At 73.1% G+C, this 18,014-nt stretch carries 14 protein-coding genes; 11 read left to right on the forward strand and 3 right to left on the reverse strand.

What is annotated here, in order from left to right:
- Positions 1 to 75: 75 nt before the first annotated feature.
- Positions 76 to 1,194, reverse strand: coding sequence for a phosphoserine transaminase (gene serC / locus OHT74_RS22095; protein ID WP_266666080.1), 1,119 nt, complete (start codon positions 1,192 to 1,194; stop codon positions 76 to 78).
- Positions 1,195 to 1,368: 174 nt separating this feature from the next.
- Between serC and OHT74_RS22100 the strand changes: the two genes are divergently transcribed.
- The 5 genes from OHT74_RS22100 to OHT74_RS22120 all read left to right on the forward strand — a co-directional run bounded on the left by OHT74_RS22100 (position 1,369) and on the right by OHT74_RS22120 (position 6,900).
- Positions 1,369 to 4,212 (forward strand): FAD-binding and (Fe-S)-binding domain-containing protein, encoded by a 2,844-nt coding sequence (locus OHT74_RS22100; RefSeq protein WP_328623367.1) that lies wholly within the window; start codon positions 1,369 to 1,371, stop codon positions 4,210 to 4,212.
- Between the two features lie 47 nt (positions 4,213 to 4,259).
- On the forward strand, positions 4,260 to 5,213 hold the full coding sequence (locus OHT74_RS22105; protein ID WP_328621141.1) for an EamA family transporter: 954 nt from the start codon (positions 4,260 to 4,262) through the stop codon (positions 5,211 to 5,213).
- Entirely contained in the window at positions 5,213 to 5,584 is a 372-nt protein-coding gene (locus OHT74_RS22110; RefSeq protein WP_328621142.1) for an iron chaperone, read from the forward strand. The genes OHT74_RS22105 and OHT74_RS22110 overlap by 1 nt, the downstream gene beginning before the upstream one ends.
- 87 nt (positions 5,585 to 5,671) lie before the next feature.
- A complete protein-coding gene (locus OHT74_RS22115) occupies positions 5,672 to 6,412 on the forward strand; it encodes a GntR family transcriptional regulator (RefSeq protein ID WP_266666083.1) in 741 nt (246 codons plus the stop codon).
- 158 nt (positions 6,413 to 6,570) lie between these two features.
- Positions 6,571 to 6,900, forward strand: a complete 330-nt coding sequence (locus tag OHT74_RS22120) for a DUF6415 family natural product biosynthesis protein (RefSeq protein ID WP_266666084.1) — start codon at positions 6,571 to 6,573, stop codon at positions 6,898 to 6,900.
- Between the two features lie 198 nt (positions 6,901 to 7,098).
- Here the strand turns inward: OHT74_RS22120 and OHT74_RS22125 are convergent, their stop codons facing one another.
- Entirely contained in the window at positions 7,099 to 8,085 is a 987-nt protein-coding gene (locus OHT74_RS22125) for a helix-turn-helix transcriptional regulator (RefSeq protein WP_328621143.1), read from the reverse strand.
- 40 nt (positions 8,086 to 8,125) lie between these two features.
- On the opposite strand from OHT74_RS22125, the gene OHT74_RS22130 reads away from it, so the two are divergent.
- A complete protein-coding gene (locus OHT74_RS22130; protein ID WP_328621144.1) occupies positions 8,126 to 8,590 on the forward strand; it encodes a hypothetical protein in 465 nt (154 codons plus the stop codon).
- Between the two features lie 126 nt (positions 8,591 to 8,716).
- Here the strand turns inward: OHT74_RS22130 and OHT74_RS22135 are convergent, their stop codons facing one another.
- Positions 8,717 to 10,330, reverse strand: a complete 1,614-nt coding sequence (locus OHT74_RS22135; RefSeq protein ID WP_328621145.1) for an alpha/beta fold hydrolase — start codon at positions 10,328 to 10,330, stop codon at positions 8,717 to 8,719.
- Between the two features lie 306 nt (positions 10,331 to 10,636).
- On the opposite strand from OHT74_RS22135, the gene OHT74_RS22140 reads away from it, so the two are divergent.
- From OHT74_RS22140 to OHT74_RS22160, 5 genes are read left to right on the forward strand one after another with little or no spacing between them, the layout of a single operon-like run.
- Positions 10,637 to 11,437, forward strand: a complete 801-nt coding sequence (locus tag OHT74_RS22140) for a TIGR03084 family metal-binding protein (RefSeq protein WP_328621146.1) — start codon at positions 10,637 to 10,639, stop codon at positions 11,435 to 11,437.
- Positions 11,434 to 13,155 (forward strand): acyclic terpene utilization AtuA family protein, encoded by a 1,722-nt coding sequence (locus OHT74_RS22145; RefSeq protein ID WP_328621147.1) that lies wholly within the window; start codon positions 11,434 to 11,436, stop codon positions 13,153 to 13,155. Before OHT74_RS22140 ends, OHT74_RS22145 begins: the two co-directional genes overlap by 4 nt.
- The gene (locus OHT74_RS22150; RefSeq protein ID WP_328621148.1) at positions 13,152 to 14,750 is read left to right on the forward strand and encodes an acyl-CoA carboxylase subunit beta; all 1,599 of its coding nucleotides are present in this window, start codon (positions 13,152 to 13,154) and stop codon (positions 14,748 to 14,750) included. Before OHT74_RS22145 ends, OHT74_RS22150 begins: the two co-directional genes overlap by 4 nt.
- A gap of 8 nt (positions 14,751 to 14,758) precedes the next feature.
- Complete coding sequence (locus OHT74_RS22155) at positions 14,759 to 16,735, forward strand: ATP-binding protein (RefSeq protein ID WP_328621149.1); 1,977 nt, start codon at positions 14,759 to 14,761, stop codon at positions 16,733 to 16,735.
- Complete coding sequence (locus tag OHT74_RS22160) at positions 16,732 to 17,904, forward strand: acyl-CoA dehydrogenase family protein (protein ID WP_266666092.1); 1,173 nt, start codon at positions 16,732 to 16,734, stop codon at positions 17,902 to 17,904. The genes OHT74_RS22155 and OHT74_RS22160 overlap by 4 nt, the downstream gene beginning before the upstream one ends.
- The last annotated feature ends 110 nt before the right edge of the window (positions 17,905 to 18,014 follow it).

Consider the following 18,014-nt stretch of genomic DNA (forward strand, 5'->3'; position numbering starts at 1 on the left):
GCACGCAAAACGCCCGGCCGGGAAACCCCGGCCGAGCGCCTGCCGTGCGTGCGCGCGTGAGCTGGTGATCGAGTGTCAGAGCTTCTCGATCACGTAGTCGATGCACGCGGTCAGCGCCTGCACGTCCGCCGGGTCGATCGCCGGGAACATCGCGATGCGCAGCTGGTTGCGGCCGAGCTTGCGGTACGGCTCGGTGTCCACGATGCCGTTGGCGCGCAGCACCTTGGCGACGGCGGCCGCGTCGATGTCGTCCGAGAAGTCGATCGTGCCGATGACGGCGGAGCGCTTGTCGGCGTCCACGACGAACGGGGTCGCGTACTTCGACGCCTCCGCCCAGCCGTACAGGTTGCGCGCGCTGGCCGCCGTACGGCCGGTCGTGAACTCCAGGCCGCCCTGGCCGTTCATCCACTCCAGCTGCTGGTTCAGCAGGAAGAGGGTGGACAGCGCCGGGGTGTTGTACGTCTGGTTCTTCAGCGAGTTGTCGATCGCCGTCGGCAGCGAGAAGAACTCCGGGATGTGCCGGCCGGACGCGTGGACGCGCGCCGCGCGCTCCAGGGCCGCCGGGGAGAACGCCGCCAGCCACAGGCCGCCCTCGGAGGCGAAGGACTTCTGCGGGGCGAAGTAGTAGACGTCGGACTCGGTGATGTCCACCGGCAGACCGCCGGCACCCGAGGTCGCGTCCACCAGTACGAGGGACCCGGCGTCGGCGCCCGCGACGCGCTTGACCGGCGCCGCCACACCCGTCGAGGTCTCGTTGTGCGTGTACGCGTACACGTCGACGCCCGCTTCGGCCACCGGCTCGGGGTGCGTGCCCGGCTCGGAGGAGATCACGGTCGGCGCGTCCAGCCACGGCGCGAGCTTCGCGGCCTTGGCGAACTTGGAGGAGAACTCGCCGAAGGTCAGGTGCTGGGACTTCTGCTCGATCAGCCCGTGCGTCGCGATGTCCCAGAAGGCGGTGGAGCCGCCGTTGCCCAGGATCACCTCGTAGCCCTCGGGGAGGGAGAAGAGGTCCCGGATGCCCTGACGCACCGAGCCGACCAGGTTCTTGACCGGGGCCTGGCGGTGCGAGGTTCCGAGCAGGGAGGTACCGGTGGCGGCGAGGGCGTCCAGCGCCTCGGTCCGCACCTTGGAGGGGCCCGCGCCGAAGCGTCCGTCGGCGGGCTTGATGTCAGCGGGAATCTGGATCTCGGCCACCAGCGGAGCGTATCCGGTCAGGGTCCACGCCTTGGAGGCGCGTCCACCCGATGAGACGAGTCCGTCCGGTGGGAGGGTGGGGCCGTGACGTCACCCGGGGAACTCGAACGGACATTGCGGGGGAACCTGCGCGGGGAGGTGGACTTCGGGGCCGCGGCGCGCGCCCTCGCGACGATGGACGCCTCGAACTACCGGCGTGTCCCGGTCGGCGTGGTCGCCCCGCGCGACGCGCAGGACGTGGCGGCCGCGCTGCGGATCTGCGCGGACGCCGGCGTACCGGTCGTCCCGCGTGGCGGGGGCACCTCCATCGCCGGGCAGGCCACGGGCGTCGGCGTGGTGCTGGACCTGACCCGGCACATGAACGCCCTGGTGTCGCTGGACCCGGAGGCCCGCACGGCCGTGGTCCAGCCGGGCCTGGTGCTCGACCGGCTGCGGGACGCGGCGCGCCCGTACGGGCTGACCTTCGGCCCCGACCCCTCCACCCACTCCCGCTGCACCCTCGGCGGCATGATCGGCAACAACGCGTGCGGGGCCCACTCGGTGGCCTGGGGGACCACCGCGGACAACGTGGCGGAGCTGGCGGTCACGGCGTACGGAGGCGCCTCGTACCGGCTCGGCACGGGCTGGCCGGGAGCTCCGGCGGGCCTTCGCGAACTGGTGTCGCAGAACCTGGCGGTGCTGCGTACGGGCATGGCCGGGTCCGGGGCCGGTGGCTTCTCGCGGCGGATCTCCGGATACGGCGGGCTGGACGCGCTGCTGCCCGAGCGGGGTGTGCAGGTGGCCCGGGCCTTCTGTGGGAGCGAGGGCACGCTCGGGGTGGTGACCGAGGCCGTCGTACGCCTGGTGGAGGCGCCGCGCGCGCCGGCGCTCGCGGTCCTCGGGTACGCGGACGAGAGCGCGGCGGCGGATGCGGCGGCGGGGCTGCTGGGGTTCGGGCCGCTGACGGTGGAGGGCATGGCGGCCGACCTGGTCCGTGGCGCGGCCGGGCTGCCGCGCGGGGGAGCCTGGCTGTTCGTCGAGATGCGGGACGAGGGCGCAGCCCGGTCCCTCGTACGGGCCGCCGACGCGGTGGACCCGGTCGTGATCACGGACCCGGCGGGGCAGCGGGCGCTGTGGCGGATCCGCGAGGACGCGGCGGGCACGGCGACGCGGATGCCTGACGGTTCGATGGCCTGGCCGGGGTGGGAGGACTGTGCGGTGCCGCCGGCCCGGCTGGGCGCGTACCTGCGGGAATTCCGCGCCCTGCTGGCGGCGCACCGGCTGCGCGGGACCCCGTACGGGCACTTCGGCGAGGGCTGCGTCCATGTACGGATCGACTTCGACCTGGTGTCGGAGGCAGGGATCGCCCGCTTCCGGGAGTTCTCGTCCGATCTGGCGGACCTGGTGGTCTCCCACGGCGGCTCCCTCTCCGGGGAACACGGGGACGGCCAGGCGCGGGCCGAGCTCCTGCCGAGGATGTACGGGGACGAGGTCGTCCGGCTCTTCGGCGCGTACAAGGACGTGTGGGACCCGGCGGGCGGGATGAACCCCGGGATGCTGGTCCGCCCGGCCCGCCTGGACGAGAACCTCCGCTTCGCGGTGCTGCCGGGCGGGGGCCTGTCGGACGGGGTGGCACGCTGCGTGGGCGTGGCGAAATGCCGCTCGACGGATGTGCCCGGGCAGGGGGTGATGTGCCCCTCGTACCGGGTGACGGGGGAGGAGCAGCACTCCACACGCGGCCGGGCGAGGCTGCTGCACGAGATGCTGGCCGGGGAGATCGTGACGGACGGCTGGCGCTCGCCGGAGGTCGCCGAGGCGCTGGACCTGTGCCTGGCCTGCAAGGGCTGCCGCAGCGACTGCCCGGTGGGCGTGGACATGGCCGCGTACAAGGCGGAGTTCCTGCACCGCCACTGGGCGGGCCGCATCCGCCCGCCGGCCCACTACACCCTGGGCGGCCTGCCGGCCTGGCTCCGCCTCATCGCTGCACTCCGCGCGGCAGCCCCCGCGAACGCGGCGGCCCGCCACGTCCGCATCCCGGGCCTCGCGAGCGAACGCCCGCTGCCTGCGCTGGCCCGCGTGCCCTTCACCCGCTGGTGGCGGCGCACGGGCCGGAACGCGGAGCCCTTCGGCCGTTCGTCCGGGCTCGCCCCCGGCAGCCCGGCCGCGGCGCCGCCGTCGGGGCCCCTGCCCCCGGCGCCGGGCGCCGGGCCGTCCGGCGGCGCCCCGGAAGATCCCGCCTCGCCGGCGTCCGAGGCGCGGGGTCTGGGGCGGAGCCCCGGTTTCGGGAAGGGGCGGGGTGGGGGAGAAGCCCGCCAGCAGGGCCCCGCCCGGCCCCGCATCATGCTCTGGCCCGACACGTTCACCGAGTACCTCACCCCGGAGGTGGGACGAGCTGCCGTCACGGTCCTGGAGGCCGCCGGCCTCGGCGTATCCGTCCTCCCGGCGGGAGTCTGCTGCGGCCTCACCTACATCTCCACCGGCCGGCTCGACCGCGCCCGCAAAGTCCTCCGCCGCACCCTCGACGCCGTGGGCGATCCACAGGAACAGGACCCCGTCCTCGTCCTCGAACCCAGCTGCGCCGCAGCCCTGCGCACCGACCTCCCCGACCTCCTCCCCGACGACCCCCGCGCGGAGCGCCTGGCCCGCGCCGTCCGGACCTTCGCGGAGACCCTCGAGGAGCACGCCCCCCACTGGCAGCCGCCCCGCCTCGACCGCCCGGCCGTCGGCCAGACCCACTGCCACCAGCACGCCGTCCTCGGCGACTTTGCCGACCGCCGGCTGCGCGAGCGGGCCGGGCTGACCGGCGAGCTCAGCGGCGGCTGCTGCGGCCTCGCCGGGAACTTCGGCTTCGAGCCGGGCCACCACGAGGTCTCCGTCGCCTGCGCGGAGGAACAGCTGCTCCCCGCCCTGCGCGCAGCCCCGCCCGGCGCCGCGATCCTGGCGGACGGGTTCTCGTGCCGTACCCAGATCGCCCAGCTCTCCGGCGACGACGGGAGCCGGGCCCGCCACCTGGCGGAACTGCTGGCGGAGGGCCTGTAAGGCAACGCACGGCCCGATGGCCCTTACCTACCCCTTAGTCTGGATGAATGCCCGCACCCTCCCCCAAATCCGCCCCCACCCCGGCGGCCACCGGCCCCGCGACTTCGGCCCCCTCGGCTCCGGCTCTCCCGACGGCCGCCGGCCCGTCGCGCTTCGGCCCGGTCGCACTGGTGGTCGCGGCGGGGATCTCGGTGCAGTTCGGCGCCGCGCTCGCGGTCATGATCATGCCGCGGGCGGGCGCCGCGGGCGTGGTCACGCTGCGGCTGGCGGCCGCCGCGCTGGTGCTGCTGGTCCTGTGCCGCCCGAAGGTGCGCGGGTACTCGCGCGCGGACTGGGGCACGGTCGTCGCCTTCGGCGTGGCGATGGCCGGCATGAACGGGCTCTTCTACCAGTCCATCGACCGGATCCCGCTCGGCCCGGCCGTCACCCTCGAGGTGCTCGGCCCCCTCGTCCTCTCCGTCGTCGTCTCGCGCCGCCTGGTGAACCTGCTGTGGGCCGGCCTGGCCCTGGCCGGTGTCGCCCTGCTGGCCGGCCACGGCGGCGGCAGCGGCTTCGGCGGCCTCGACCTCCTGGGCGCGGCCTTCGCGCTCGGAGCGGGCGCGATGTGGGCGGCGTACATCGTGTTCAGCGCGCGTACGGGCCGCCGCTTCCCGCAGGCGGACGGGCTGGCCCTCGCCATGGCGGTGGCGGCGGTGCTGTCCCTCCCGCTGGGCGTGATCGAAGCGGGCTCCGACCTCCTGGCCCCGAGCACCCTGGCCCTCGGGCTCGGTGTCGCCGTCCTGTCCTCCGTCCTGCCGTACACCCTGGAACTCCTGGCGCTGCGCCGCCTTCCCGCACCGACGTTCGCGGTCCTGATGAGCCTGGAGCCGGCGATCGCGGCCACGGCCGGGTTCCTGCTCCTGAACCAGGCGATGTCGGCGCCGGACGCGCTGGCGATCGCGCTGGTCATCGCGGCGAGCATGGGCGCGGTCCGCTCCCAGACCCGGAAGGCGGCCGCCTGATGGCGGCGACGGACGAGGTCGACGCGTACCTGGCCGAGGCGCCGGAGGCCCGCCGCGAGGCGCTGACGCGGCTGCGCGAGCTGTGCCTGGCGGAGCTGACGGGCTTCGAGGAGGTCATGGCGTACGGCATGCCGGCGTACGTACGGGCCGGGGCGGAGGCGGGGGAGATCGCCTGGGCGAACCAGAAGCAGTACATCTCGTTCTACCTGCTGCGGACGGACATCCGGGACGCCTTCGCGGACCGCCTGGCCGGACACGACATGGGCAAGGCCTGCCTCCGCTTCCGCCGCCCGTCGGCGGTGGACTTCCCCCTGCTCCGCGACCTCCTCCACGCCACGGCATCGGCGCCCCCCGGCCCCATCTGTACGTAACCGCCCCCTCCGCCCACCCCGCCGCTTAGCGAAGCTGCTGGGCGTTGACTAAGTTGGTGCCACCCTAGGGAGCAATGGAGGCCGGTCATGCCCGAGACGGCGCGTCAGATCGCCGACGATTTGCGGGCGCGCATCGACTCCGGTGAGTTCGGCCCTGGTGCTCGTCTCCCGGGAGAGCCGGCACTCGTCAAGCAGTACGGCGTGGCGAAGATGACCGCCGCCAACGCATTGAAGCTTCTGGTCACGGAAGGGGCGGCCTACGCGCGCCCCGGATCCGGCACATACGTCCGTGACTTCACGCCGATCCGTCGCGTGGCCACGCGACGATTGTCCCGGTCTCAGTGGTCGTCCGGGAGCTCTGTCTGGGCTGCGGATGTGAGCGATCGGGCGATGGAGGTCGTCGACATCGAGGTCTACGAAACGGCGACCGCGCCACACTGGGTGACGCGCGCCCTCCATCTCGAACAGGGCGAGTCGGTCCTCATCCGTGGCCGCCGGTACGTTGTGGACGGATCTCCCGTGCAGCAGGCAACTTCTTACTTCGCCGCTGACTCCGTCCGTGACACCCCGATCGCCCAGCCCGATCCCGGCCCCGGCGGCGTGTACGCCCGGCTGGCGGATCTGGGCATGGCTCCCGCCGACTTCACGGAGGAACTCCGGGCCCGTATGCCCAGTTCGGACGAGGTCGAACTGCTCGCTCTGCTGCCGGCAACCCCAGTGGTCGAGATCTACCGGACCGCGATGACAGCAGAGGGCAAGCCGGTCGAGGTGAATCACATGCTGCTGGATGCCGGGTCGTACGTGATGCAGTACGACTTCACCAGCTGACGGCTTCACCATGCGAGGGCCCACTTCGGTGGGCCCTTTTGCTGTGGATCCACTCGCGGGGCACCCGCACACCTATCTTGACCTCCCTAGGGAGATCTGCTGAAATCTCCCTAGGGAGATTGAGTGTCTCCGGTCTTCTTCGTGAGGAGTGATCTGTTGTGGGCCAAATTCCTGCGAACACCTCCGGCGCCGAGGCGATGACTGTCGCCGAAGCCGCCCTCGTCGCGCGCGCCCTTGTCCCGTACAACCTGAAGCCCGGCGACGAGGAGATCTTGGTGCTCCTCCTCGATCTGACACGGCACGGTGAACGCCTCCGCAGCGACGTCGTCCGCCTGGGGAAGGCCGATGTTGCTGCCGCCGCGGTGGAGGACTGGCACACCCTCACCAGCCGCGGTCCCGACAACTCACCTCTCGGCATCTGGAACCATGTCCGCGCACTGGCCCGGGTCGTCAAGGCCTTCCGCCGCGCCATGGAAATCAGCACGTGACGACTCCGCCCGGCTATCCGACCGGCCGATGGGCCGGCCCACCACCGTCGTGCCCGGGTTGCGGTGCTCAGCCGCTGCCGATCGGCGGGCCGGAAGGCGGGGTGACGGTTCACGAGCCGGGCTGTCCTAAGAGGGTTCCGGGGCGGGACGCGTAAGACGGTCAGGGGCTCAGCCAGTCCACTGGCGATCCGCGGGGACTCAGGCGTAGCGGGACGTCATCGCCGCCAGGGTGGCTCGGATCCGGGCCCGCAGGGGCGGCGGGGAGAGGACCTCTGCGTCGGGGCCCAGGGCCAGGAACTGCGCCTGCGCCTGCTCTTGCGACTCGATCGGCAGGACCGCCCGGGTCCACCCCGCCAGCTCCGGGTCCGGGGCTCCACCGGCGGCCAGGGCCCGCGCCTGGGCTCCCGTCAGCTGCGCAGCGCCCCGCGGGGAGAGCCGTACCAGCGCCTCCTCCGGGTGGAGCCGCGCATGGAACTCCTCCTGCGTCCTGCGCCAGTGCGCCGCCAGCTCGAAGCCCTCCGGCAGCTGGCACTCCTGGGCCGTCTCGCGGACCGACAGGATCTGGTCCACCCGGTACGTCCGCGGCCCCGTTGCATCCGCCTCCCCCGCCGCCCCCGCCGGGGCGGCAACCAGGTACCAGCGGCCCGCCTTCAGCACCAGCCCGTACGGCTCGAGCCGCCGGTCCACCTCCTGCGGCTCCTTCCACCGCCGGTAGCGGACCTCGATCACCCGCCCCCGCCACACCGCGTCCGCGACCTGCGCCAGGTACGGGGTCTCCTCGTGCTCCGCGTACCACCCCGGCGCATCCAGGTGGAACCGCAGCCGCATCCGGTCCGCCTGCTCCCGCAGCTCCGCCGGCAGCGCCGCCCGCAGCTTCAGCTGGGCCGCCGACAGGGCCTGCCCGAGCCCGAGTTCCGCCGCGGGACCCGGCATTCCGCTCAGGAACAGCGCCTCCGCCTCGCCCGTGCTCAGCCCGGTCAGCCGGGTCCGGTAGCCGGCGAGCAGCTGGTAGCCGCCGCTGTGCCCGGCGTCCCCGTACAGCGGGACGCCCGCCGCGGCCAGCGCCTCCGCGTCGCGGTAGACCGTACGGACGGACACCTCCAGCTCCTGCGCGAGCTCGGCGGCGGTCATCCGCCCCCGGGTCTGGAGCAGCAGCAGGATCGACAGCAATCGGCCGGCTTTCACTGACACAGGATGTCAGTGGAGTGCTCCTACGGTGCGCTGCATGAACGACTTCGACTTTCTCCTCGGCACCTGGGACGTCGCCAACCGCTGGCGTACCGACTTTCTCGACCCGGACAGCGGCTGGGAGGAGTTCCCGGCCCTGTCCAAGGCCTCCCGCCACTTCGACGGCGCCGCGAGCTTCGACGAGATCGAGTTCCCGACGAAGGGCTTCGCCGGCCTGACCCTGCGCCTGTACGACCCGGAGCGCGGGCAGTGGTCGCTGTACTGGGCGAGCCGCCGCACCGGGACCCTCTTCCCGCCGGTCGCCGGCCGGTTCACGGACGGCACCGGCATCTTCGAGGGCGAGGACACCCACGCAGGCAAGGCCGTCCGGGCGCGGTTCGTGTGGAAGGACATCCGGGCCGACTCCGCCCGCTGGGAGCAGTACTTCTCCCTCGACGAGGGCGCGACCTGGCTCCTCAACTGGACGATGGACCTGACGCGGCGCACCGCGCAGCCCGTCTGACGCCGTTGAGGCCGTCGAGTTCGTCGAGTCCGGGAACGCGCCCGCCCCGCCGGCTACGGGGGTGTTCGGCGGGGCGGGCGCACCCGCAGCGAAGGCCCCACCCGCGGTGAAGGCCTCATCCGGCCGTCATCCCAGCGGCAGGTCCAGGTACGACGGCGTGGCCTCCGGGGAGGTGAAGGCCAGCGTCGCGCGGGGCAGGTTGGAGTCCCCGTAGAACGGGTCGCGGGCGTCGATCACCAGCATCAGCCGGTGCCCGCGCGGAACGTCGTACGCCGTCGCCTGGAGCTCGATGTCGGCGCTGACCAGGCTGTCGGGCGGCGAGTCGAGGTCGGAGTACGGGGCGTGCGTGACGATGTGCGCCGTCCCGTCGGGCGCCACGTCGAGCAGGTACGCGACGAACGACGACTTGGCGTTCGCGGCCCGGTAGGTGACGCGCAGGCGGGGCGTGCCGCGCAGCCGGGTGGTCTCCGCCTCCGGGTCCGTCGCCCAGACGGCGGCGACGGTGCGGTCGATGTCGCCGGTCCGGTAGGCCTTCGGGCGGCCCGCGATCTCGTCGTACCCCGACCGCACGATCTCGTCGGCGACGGTCGCCGGGGTGTCCACCCCGCACAGGACGCCCGCGCTCCAGCCGGCCTCGGGCCGCTCGGCGAGCTCCCCGCCGCTCACCAGGTACAGCCGGCGCACCTCTTCGGTGACGGAATGCCAGGTGGGGCGGGGTTCCAGGGCCTGGCCCCACATGACCTCGCCGAGTATCTGGCCCTCGTCGGCGATGCCGTTGTCGATCCCCTTGAGGTGCTGGTCGAACCAGCGGTGGGCGTTCGTCCAGATCCGGTTGGGCAGGCCGATCATGCCCGTCATCTCGGGCCCGGAGTGGTCGCCGATGGAGAGGTCGAGGCGCTTGGGGCCGGTGAGCTCGTTGAACATCTTCAGGGTCTGGTTGCCGGGGAAGAGCGTCTCGTGCCAGGCGTGTGAGAAGTACACCGGGACCTGGCGGCGGTTGAGCTCCTTGATGTGGCTGAACGGCGAGCGCGGCTCGGCCCAGCGCAGGGTGCCCCGGATGTCGCGGCCCGCGAGGACGTTCTCGAACACGCTCTGCGTCTGCGGGCTCAGCCGGGCCTTGGAGGCGGCCTTGAGCAGCGCCTCCACCGACGCCACGTGCCGGGTCCGGTTCTCGTAGAAGGCCTCGCCGAGGTCGCCCCAGGTGCTGAGCGCCACCACCGCGTCGACGCGGGTGTCGTGCGCGGCGACGAGCTGGCTGATGCCCGAGCCGTACGAGTCCCCGAGGAAGCCGATCCTCGTGACCGGGCCGGCGGTGCGCTCGATGAGGTGGTCCAGGGCCCGGCTGCCGTCGGCGACGTCGAGCGGGCCGGCCACGTCGACCTGGCCTTCGGAGCCGGCGAAGCCGCGGGTGCTGTAGGCGAGGACGTTGTAGCCGCGCGCAGCGAAGACGCTGGCCTGGACGGCGTACGGGAGCCAGCCGTGGTTCGTCCACGGCGAGGGCATCACGATCACCGGCCGCGGCTGGACCCCGTTGTGCCGCCACAGCGCGGCGTCGAGCAGATCCCCGTCGGCGCCGGCGACCTTGGCGCGGCTGAAGACGGCGACGGACCGGGTGTCGGCGACCTCGGCTGCGCGGGCGGGGGCGAGGCCGGTGACGTCGCCCGTCTCGAGGGCGGTGACGAAGGCGGTGAGGGTGGTCGCGTCGAGTTCGGGATAGAGGGAGAAAGAGGCTGGGATCACGTCGGTTCATCCTCTTCGTCGAGTGAATTCTTCGCGGAGCGGGGGACGAAGCGTTCAGTATCGATGCGACATCCGGTGATCTTTCGGTGCTTTCCGACGTACGGCCTGAATCGCCCCCTCCGGGCCCGCGGCACCCGAGGCCCCGGACCTGCCCGGGGTCGGTGGCGGGCTGCAAATACCCGTCCATGGCTGCTGGTTGGAGGCGATGGCGCGAAGGCGGCACCCGATGACCAAATCATGCAAGCATGCTTGATTGTTTTACCGGCGGCTGCCAGTCTTCCCCTCACGCCGAAAGGGGAGCCCGCCGTGCTCGATCCGTCAGCTGTCGCCGTCTTCGCCGATCTGCGCGAGGAAGGCCTCGAACTCGAAACCCTGGTACGGGACCTGCCCGACGCCGGATGGGCCGGGCTCACCCCCGCGCCCGGCTGGACCGTCGCCCACCAGATCGCCCACCTGCACTGGACCGACCGGGCCGCGCTGGTCTCCCTCACCGACGCCGAAGGCTTCGCCGCCCTGGTCGAAGAGGCGGTCAAGTCCCCCGATTCCTTCGTGGACGAGGGCGCCGCAGAGGGCGCCGCGCTGCCGCCCGCCGAACTGCTGGACCGCTGGCGGGCCGGGCGCGCCGCCCTCGACGAGGCGCTCGCCGCGGCCTCGCCCGACGCCAGGTTCCCCTGGTACGGGCCGCCGATGAAGGCCGCCTCCATGGCGAGCGCCCGCCTGATGGAGACCTGGGCGCACGGCCAGGACGTCGCGGACGCCCTCGGAGTACGCCGCACCCCGACCGCGCGGCTGCGGCACGTGGCCCGGATCGGCGTACGGGCCCGCGACTACGCGTTCGCCGTACGGGGACTGCCCGCGCCCGCCGGGGAGTTCAGGGTGGAACTCGTACCCCCGGACGGCGGGGAGCCCTGGGCCTACGGCCCGCAGGACGCGGCGGACCGGATCACCGGCCCGGCGCTCGACTTCTGCCTCCTGGTGACCCAGCGGGCCCACCGCGCGGACCTGGCCCTGACCGCGACCGGCCCCGACGCCGGCCGCTGGCTGGACATCGCCCAGGCCTTCGCAGGCCCCGCGGGCCCCGGCCGCGCCCCGGGGGCCACGCGATGACCGGCCGCCGGCCGCTGCGCATCGGCAACGCCTCCGGGTTCTACGGGGACCGCTTCAGCGCGTTCGAGGAAATGCTGACCGGCGGCCCGCTGGACGTGCTGACCGGCGACTACCTCGCCGAGCTGACCATGCTGATCCTCGGCCGCGACCGGCTGAAGACCCCGGACCTCGGCTACGCCAAGACCTTCCTGCGCCAGCTGGAGGAGGGCCTCGGCCTCGCCCACGAGCGGGGCGTACGGATCGTCGCCAACGCGGGCGGCCTGAACCCGGCGGGACTGGCCGGCGCGATCCGCGCGCTCGCCGCCAAGGCCGGGGTCCCGGTGTCGGTCGCCCATGTCGAGGGCGACGACCTGATGCCGTTCGCCGAGGGCGCGCTGACCGCGAACGCCTACCTCGGCGGCGCCGGCATCACGGCCTGCCTGCGGGCGGGCGCGGACGTGGTCGTCACGGGCCGGGTCACCGATGCGGCCCTGGTCAGCGGGCCGGCGGCCTGGTGGTTCGACTGGGCGCCGGACGACTACGACCGGCTGGCGGGGGCGGTGGTGGCGGGCCATGTCCTCGAGTGCGGAACCCAGGCCACCGGCGGCAACTACGCCTTCTTCACGGCGCACGACGTCCGCCGCCCCGGGTTCCCGCTCGCGGAGATCTCCGAGGACGGCTCGTCGGTGATCACGAAGCACCCGGGTGCGGGCGGGGTCGTCTCGACGGGCACCGTCACGGCCCAACTCCTGTACGAGACCCAGGGCCCCCGCTACCTGGGCCCCGACGTCACGGCCCGCCTGGACACGGTCCGCCTCGCATCGGCGGGACCCGACCGCGTAGCGATCACGGGCGTCATGGGCGAGGCCCCGCCCCCCACCCTCAAGGTGGGGGTGACCCGCATCGGCGGCTGGCGCAACGAGGTGGTCTTCGTCCTGACCGGGCTGGACATCGAGGCGAAGGCGGCGCTCGTCCGCGCGCAGCTGGCCGATGCCCTGTCCCAGGTGGCCACGGCGGACTGGACCCTGGCCCGTACGGACCACGAGGACGCCCCGACGGAGGAGACGGCGAGCGCGCTCCTGCGCCTGGTGGTGCGGGACCCTTCCGCCGACCGGGTGGGCCGCGTGCTGACCTCGGAGGCCATCGAGCTGGCTCTGGCCAGCTATCCGGGCTTCCACGTCACGACCCCGCCGGGCCCGGCCCAGCCGTACGGCGTCTTCACGTCGTCGACGATCCCCGCAACCTCGGTCCCCCACGTGGCAGTCCTCCCCGACGGCACCCGCCACCCCGTTCCGGCGCGGCCGCCCGCACCGCCGCTCGCCTCCGACCCGCAGCCCGCGGGGCCGGACGCATCCGGCGGGGCGGGGGAGAGCCCCGCCGGGCCGACCGCCCGCGTACCCCTCGGCCGGCTCATCGGCGCCCGCAGTGGCGACAAGGGTGGCGACGCCAACATCGGGGTGTGGGTGGAATCCGACGAGGCCTGGGCGTGGCTCGACCGGACCCTCACCGTCGAGACCCTTCAGGCCCTGCTCCCCGAGACCGCAGGCCTCCCCGTCACCCGCCACGCCCTCCCCAACCTCCGCGCGCTCAACTTCACGATCGCCGGAATCCTCGGTGCCGGCGTCGCCTCCGCCCACCGCTTCGACCCCCAGGCCAAGGCCCTCGGCGAATGGCTGCGCGCCCGCCACCTCGACATCCCCACCCACCTGCTGCCCGCCCCGGAGGGGACCGGCCCATGACCCGACTCACCAGCACCGTCGACCCGTACGCCTCCGAGTTCGCCGCCGCCCGCGCCACCGCACAGGAACGCCTCGCCGAGGTCGACGCCGAGCACGCCAAGGCCCTCCTCGGCGGCGGCGAGAAGTACACGGCCCGCCACAAGGACCGCGGCAAGCTCCTCGCCCGCGAGCGCATCGAGCTGCTCCTCGACCCGGACACGCCCTTCCTGGAGCTGTCCCCGCTCGCCGGCTGGGGCAGCGACTACCCCGTCGGCGCCTCCATCGTCACCGGCATCGGCACGGTCGAGGGCGTGGAGTGCCTGGTCACCGCCAACGACCCCACCGTCCGCGGCGGCGCCTCCAACCCCTGGACGCTCAAGAAGGCCCTGCGGGCCAACGAGATCGCCCGCCAGAACAGACTCCCCTGCATCAGCCTCGTCGAGTCCGGCGGTGCCGATCTCCCCTCCCAGAAGGAGATCTTCATCCCGGGCGGCGCGGTCTTCCGCGACCTGACCCGGCTCTCGGCCGCCGGCATCCCCACCGTCGCCGTCGTCTTCGGCAACTCCACCGCCGGAGGCGCGTACATCCCGGGGATGTCCGACCACACCATCATGATCAAGGACCGCTCCAAGGTGTTCCTCGGCGGTCCGCCGCTCGTCAAGATGGCCACCGGCGAGGAGAGCGACGACGAGTCCCTCGGCGGAGCCGACATGCACGCCCGCACCTCCGGCCTCGCCGACTACTACGCCCTCGACGAGCACGACGCGATCCGCCAGGCCCGCCGGGTGGTGGCCCGCCTGAACCACCTCAAGCCCCGCCCCGATCCCCAGCCCGCCGAGGAGCCCACGTACGACCCCGAGGAACTCCTCGGCATCGTCCCGGCCGACCTCAAGACCCCCTTCGACCCCCGCGAGGTCATCGCCCGCATCGTCGACGCCTCGGACTTCGACGAGTTCAAGCCCCTCTACGGCACCAGCCTGGTCACCGGCTGGGCCACCCTCCACGGCTACCCGGTCGGCATCCTCGCCAACGCCCAGGGCGTGCTGTTCAGCGCCGAGTCGCAGAAGGCCGCCCAGTTCATCCAGCTCGCCAACCAGCGCGACATCCCGCTCCTGTTCCTCCACAACACCACCGGCTACATGGTCGGCAAGGAGTACGAGCAGGGCGGTATCGTCAAGCACGGCTCGATGATGATCAACGCGGTCTCCAACTCCCGCGTCCCCCACCTGTCCGTCCTCATCGGCGCCAGCTACGGAGCCGGCCACTACGGCATGTGCGGCCGCGCCTTCGAGCCGCGGTTCCTCTTCGCCTGGCCCAGCGCCAAGTCCGCCGTCATGGGCCCCCAGCAGCTCGCCGGCGTGCTCTCCATCGTGGCCCGCCAGTCCGCGGCCGCGAAGGGGCAGCCGTACGACGAGGAGGCCGACGCCGGGATGCGCGCCTTCGTGGAGGCGCAGATCGAGTCCGAGTCCCTGCCGATGTTCCTGTCCGGGCGGCTGTACGACGACGGGGTCATCGACCCGCGCGACACCCGTACCGTCCTCGGGCTGTGCCTGTCGGCCGTCCACAACGCCCCCGTCGAGGGCGCCCGCGGCGGCTTCGGCGTCTTCCGGATGTGAGCCCGCACATGACCCAGCAGCCCCTTCCCCAGCGGCCTTTGACCTCCCTCCTGGTCGCCAACCGCGGCGAGATCGCCGTCCGTGTCTTCCGTACCGCCCGCGCCCTCGGCCTCGCCACCGTCGCCGTCCACTCCGACCCCGACGCCGACGCCCTGCACGTACGGGAGGCCGACGCGGCCGTGCGCCTCCCCGGCGCCGCCCCCGCCGACACCTACCTGCGCGGCGACCTGGTCATCAAGGCCGCCCTCGCCGCCGGCGCGGACGCCGTCCACCCCGGCTACGGGTTCCTCTCCGAGAACGCCGGATTCGCCCGCGAGGTCGTCGCCGCCGGACTCACGTGGATCGGCCCGCCGCCCGAGGCCATCGAGGCCATGGCCTCCAAGACCCGGGCCAAGGAGCTGATGCGCGCCGCCGGCGTCCCGCTCCTGGACCCCGTCGACCCGGCGGACGCCACAGCCGCCGACCTGCCCCTCCTGCTCAAGGCCGCCGCGGGCGGCGGCGGCCGCGGCATGCGCGTCGTACGCGACCTCGACACCCTCAAGGAGGAGCTGGAGGCCGCCTCCGCCGAGGCCCGCTCCGCCTTTGGCGACGGCGAGGTCTTCGCCGAGCCCTACGTCGAGCGCGGCCGCCACGTCGAGGTCCAGATCCTCGCCGACTCCCACGGCACCGTCTGGGCCCTCGGCACCCGCGACTGTTCCCTCCAGCGGCGCCACCAGAAGGTCATCGAGGAAGCCCCGGCGCCCGCACTGCCCGAGGCGCTGCGCACCAGCCTCCACGAGGCCGCCGTGGCCGCCGCCCGCGCGGTCTCCTACCAGGGCGCGGGCACGGTCGAGTTCCTCGTCGCCGCCGACGGACGCCCGTACTTCCTGGAGATGAACACCCGCCTCCAGGTGGAACACCCCGTCACCGAGGCCGTCTTCGGCCTCGACCTCGTCGCCCTGCAACTGCGCATCGCCGAGGGCGCGGCCCTGCCACTGACGCCCCCGGAGCCCGCCGGCCACGCCGTCGAAGCCCGCCTGTACGCCGAGGACCCCGCCCAGGACTGGCGCCCCCAGACCGGAGTCCTGCAGACCCTCGCCGTCCCCGGCGAAGTCCGCGTGGACACCGGATTCGCCGACGGGGACAGCGTCGGCGTCCACTACGACCCGATGCTCGCCAAGGTCGTCGCCCACGCCCCCACCCGGGCCGAGGCCGTCCGCACCCTCGCCCACGCCCTGGCCGGAGCCCGCATCCACGGCCTCACCACGAACCGCGAGCTCCTCGTACGCTCCTTGCGACACCCGGAGTTCGCCGAGGCGCGGCTCGACACCGGGTTCTACGAGCGCCACCTCGGAGCCCTCACCGAAGGCAGCCCGGACGCCACCCTGGCCGCGGTCGCAGCCGCCCTCGCGGATGCCGCGCCGGCCCCGGACGCCCCGCTCGCCGCCCGGCTCGGCGGCTGGCGCAACCTCCGCTCCCAGCCGCAGATCCGCCGCTACAGCGCGGCCGGCGCCGAGTGCGAGGTCCGCTACCGGCCCGCCCGCAGCGGACCCCCGGAGCTCGTGGACCATCCCGGCGTTCGAGTCCTGGCCGCGGAGCCCGGCCGCGTCACCCTCGAAGTCGAGGGCGTCCGCCGGATGTTCCACGTGAAACAGAAATCGAACACCGAGGGGCCGGGGGCCGGAGCGGCAGAGACCTACGTCGACTCTCCGCTCGGCGCGCACACCCTCACCCCCGTCCCCCGGTTCGCCGATCCCCAGGACCGCACCGAACCCGGCTCCCTGCTCGCCCCCATGCCCGGCACCGTCGTCCGCGTCGCCGAGGGCCTCGCCCCCGGCTCCGCCGTCACCGCCGGGCAGCCCCTGCTCTGGCTGGAGGCCATGAAGATGGAGCACCGCATCGTCTCGCCCGCCTCCGGCACGCTCACCGCGCTCCACGCCACCCTCGGCCACACGGTCGAGTTCGGCGCCCTGCTCGCCGTAGTCCAGGAGGAAACGCCCGCATGAGCCCCGCCACCAGCGCTGTCGTCGAGACCGAAGAACACAAGGCCCTGCGCGCCGCCGTCGCCGCCCTCGGGCAGCGCTACGGACGCGAATACCTCGCCCGGGTCGCCCGCGAGGGCGGCCACCCCGACGAGCTGTGGGCCGACGCCGCCAAGCTCGGCTACCTCGGGGTCAACCTCCCCGAGGAGTACGGCGGCGGAGGCGGCGGCATCGCCGAACTCTCCATCGTCCTCGAGGAACTGGGCGCCGCCGGCTGCCCCCTGCTGATGATGGTCGTCTCGCCCGCCATCTGCGGCACGGTCATCTCCCGCTTCGGCACCGACGCCCAGAAGCAGGCCTGGCTCCCCGGTCTCGCCGACGGCAGCCGCACCATGGCCTTCGGCATCACCGAACCCGACGCCGGCTCCAACTCCCACCGCATCACCACCACCGCCCGCCGTGACGGTGACGAGTGGGTGCTGACCGGGCGCAAGGTCTTCATCTCGGGCGTGGACATCGCCGACGCGACACTCATCGTCGGACGCACCGAAGACGCCAGAACCGGAAGCCTCAAGCCCTGCCTGTTCATCGTTCCGCGCGACACCCCCGGCTTCTCGCGCTCCGTCATAGAGATGGAACTCCAGGCGGCGGAGAAGCAGTTCGAACTGACCTTGGACGAGGTGCGACTGCCCTCATCCGCGCTGGTGGGCGACGAGGACGCGGGCCTGCTCCAGCTCTTCGCCGGACTCAACCCCGAGCGCATCATGACCGCCGCCTTCGCCATCGGCATGGGCCGCTACGCCCTGGCCAAGGCCGTGGACTACGCGAAGACCCGCCAGGTCTGGAAGGAGGCGATCGGCGCCCACCAGGCCATCGCCCACCCCCTCGCCGCAGCCCACATCGACCTCGAACTCGCCCGCCTGATGATGCAGAAGGCCGCCCACCTCTACGACGCGGGCGACGACATGGCCGCCGGTGAGGCCGCGAACATGGCCAAGTACGCTGCCGCCGAGGCCTGCGTGAAGGCCGTGGACCAGTCCGTCCACACCCTGGGCGGCAACGGCCTCACCCGCGAGTACGGACTGGCCGCCCTCATCACGGCCTCCCGGGTCTCCCGCATCGCCCCCGTCAGCCGCGAGATGATCCTGAACTTCGTCTCCCATCAAACCCTGGGCCTCCCCAAGTCTTACTAACCTGGGCAGCCGGAGCTCCCCGGCCGGGGGTGGGGACGGGGTGGGGTGGTGTCCGGGGCTGAAACGAGATGATTTCGGCGCAAGGTCCCGTCCTCCAGCCGGACGCCCTC

It is taken from the genome of Streptomyces sp. NBC_00354, assembly GCF_036106915.1.
Classification (GTDB): Bacteria; Actinomycetota; Actinomycetes; order Streptomycetales; family Streptomycetaceae; genus Streptomyces.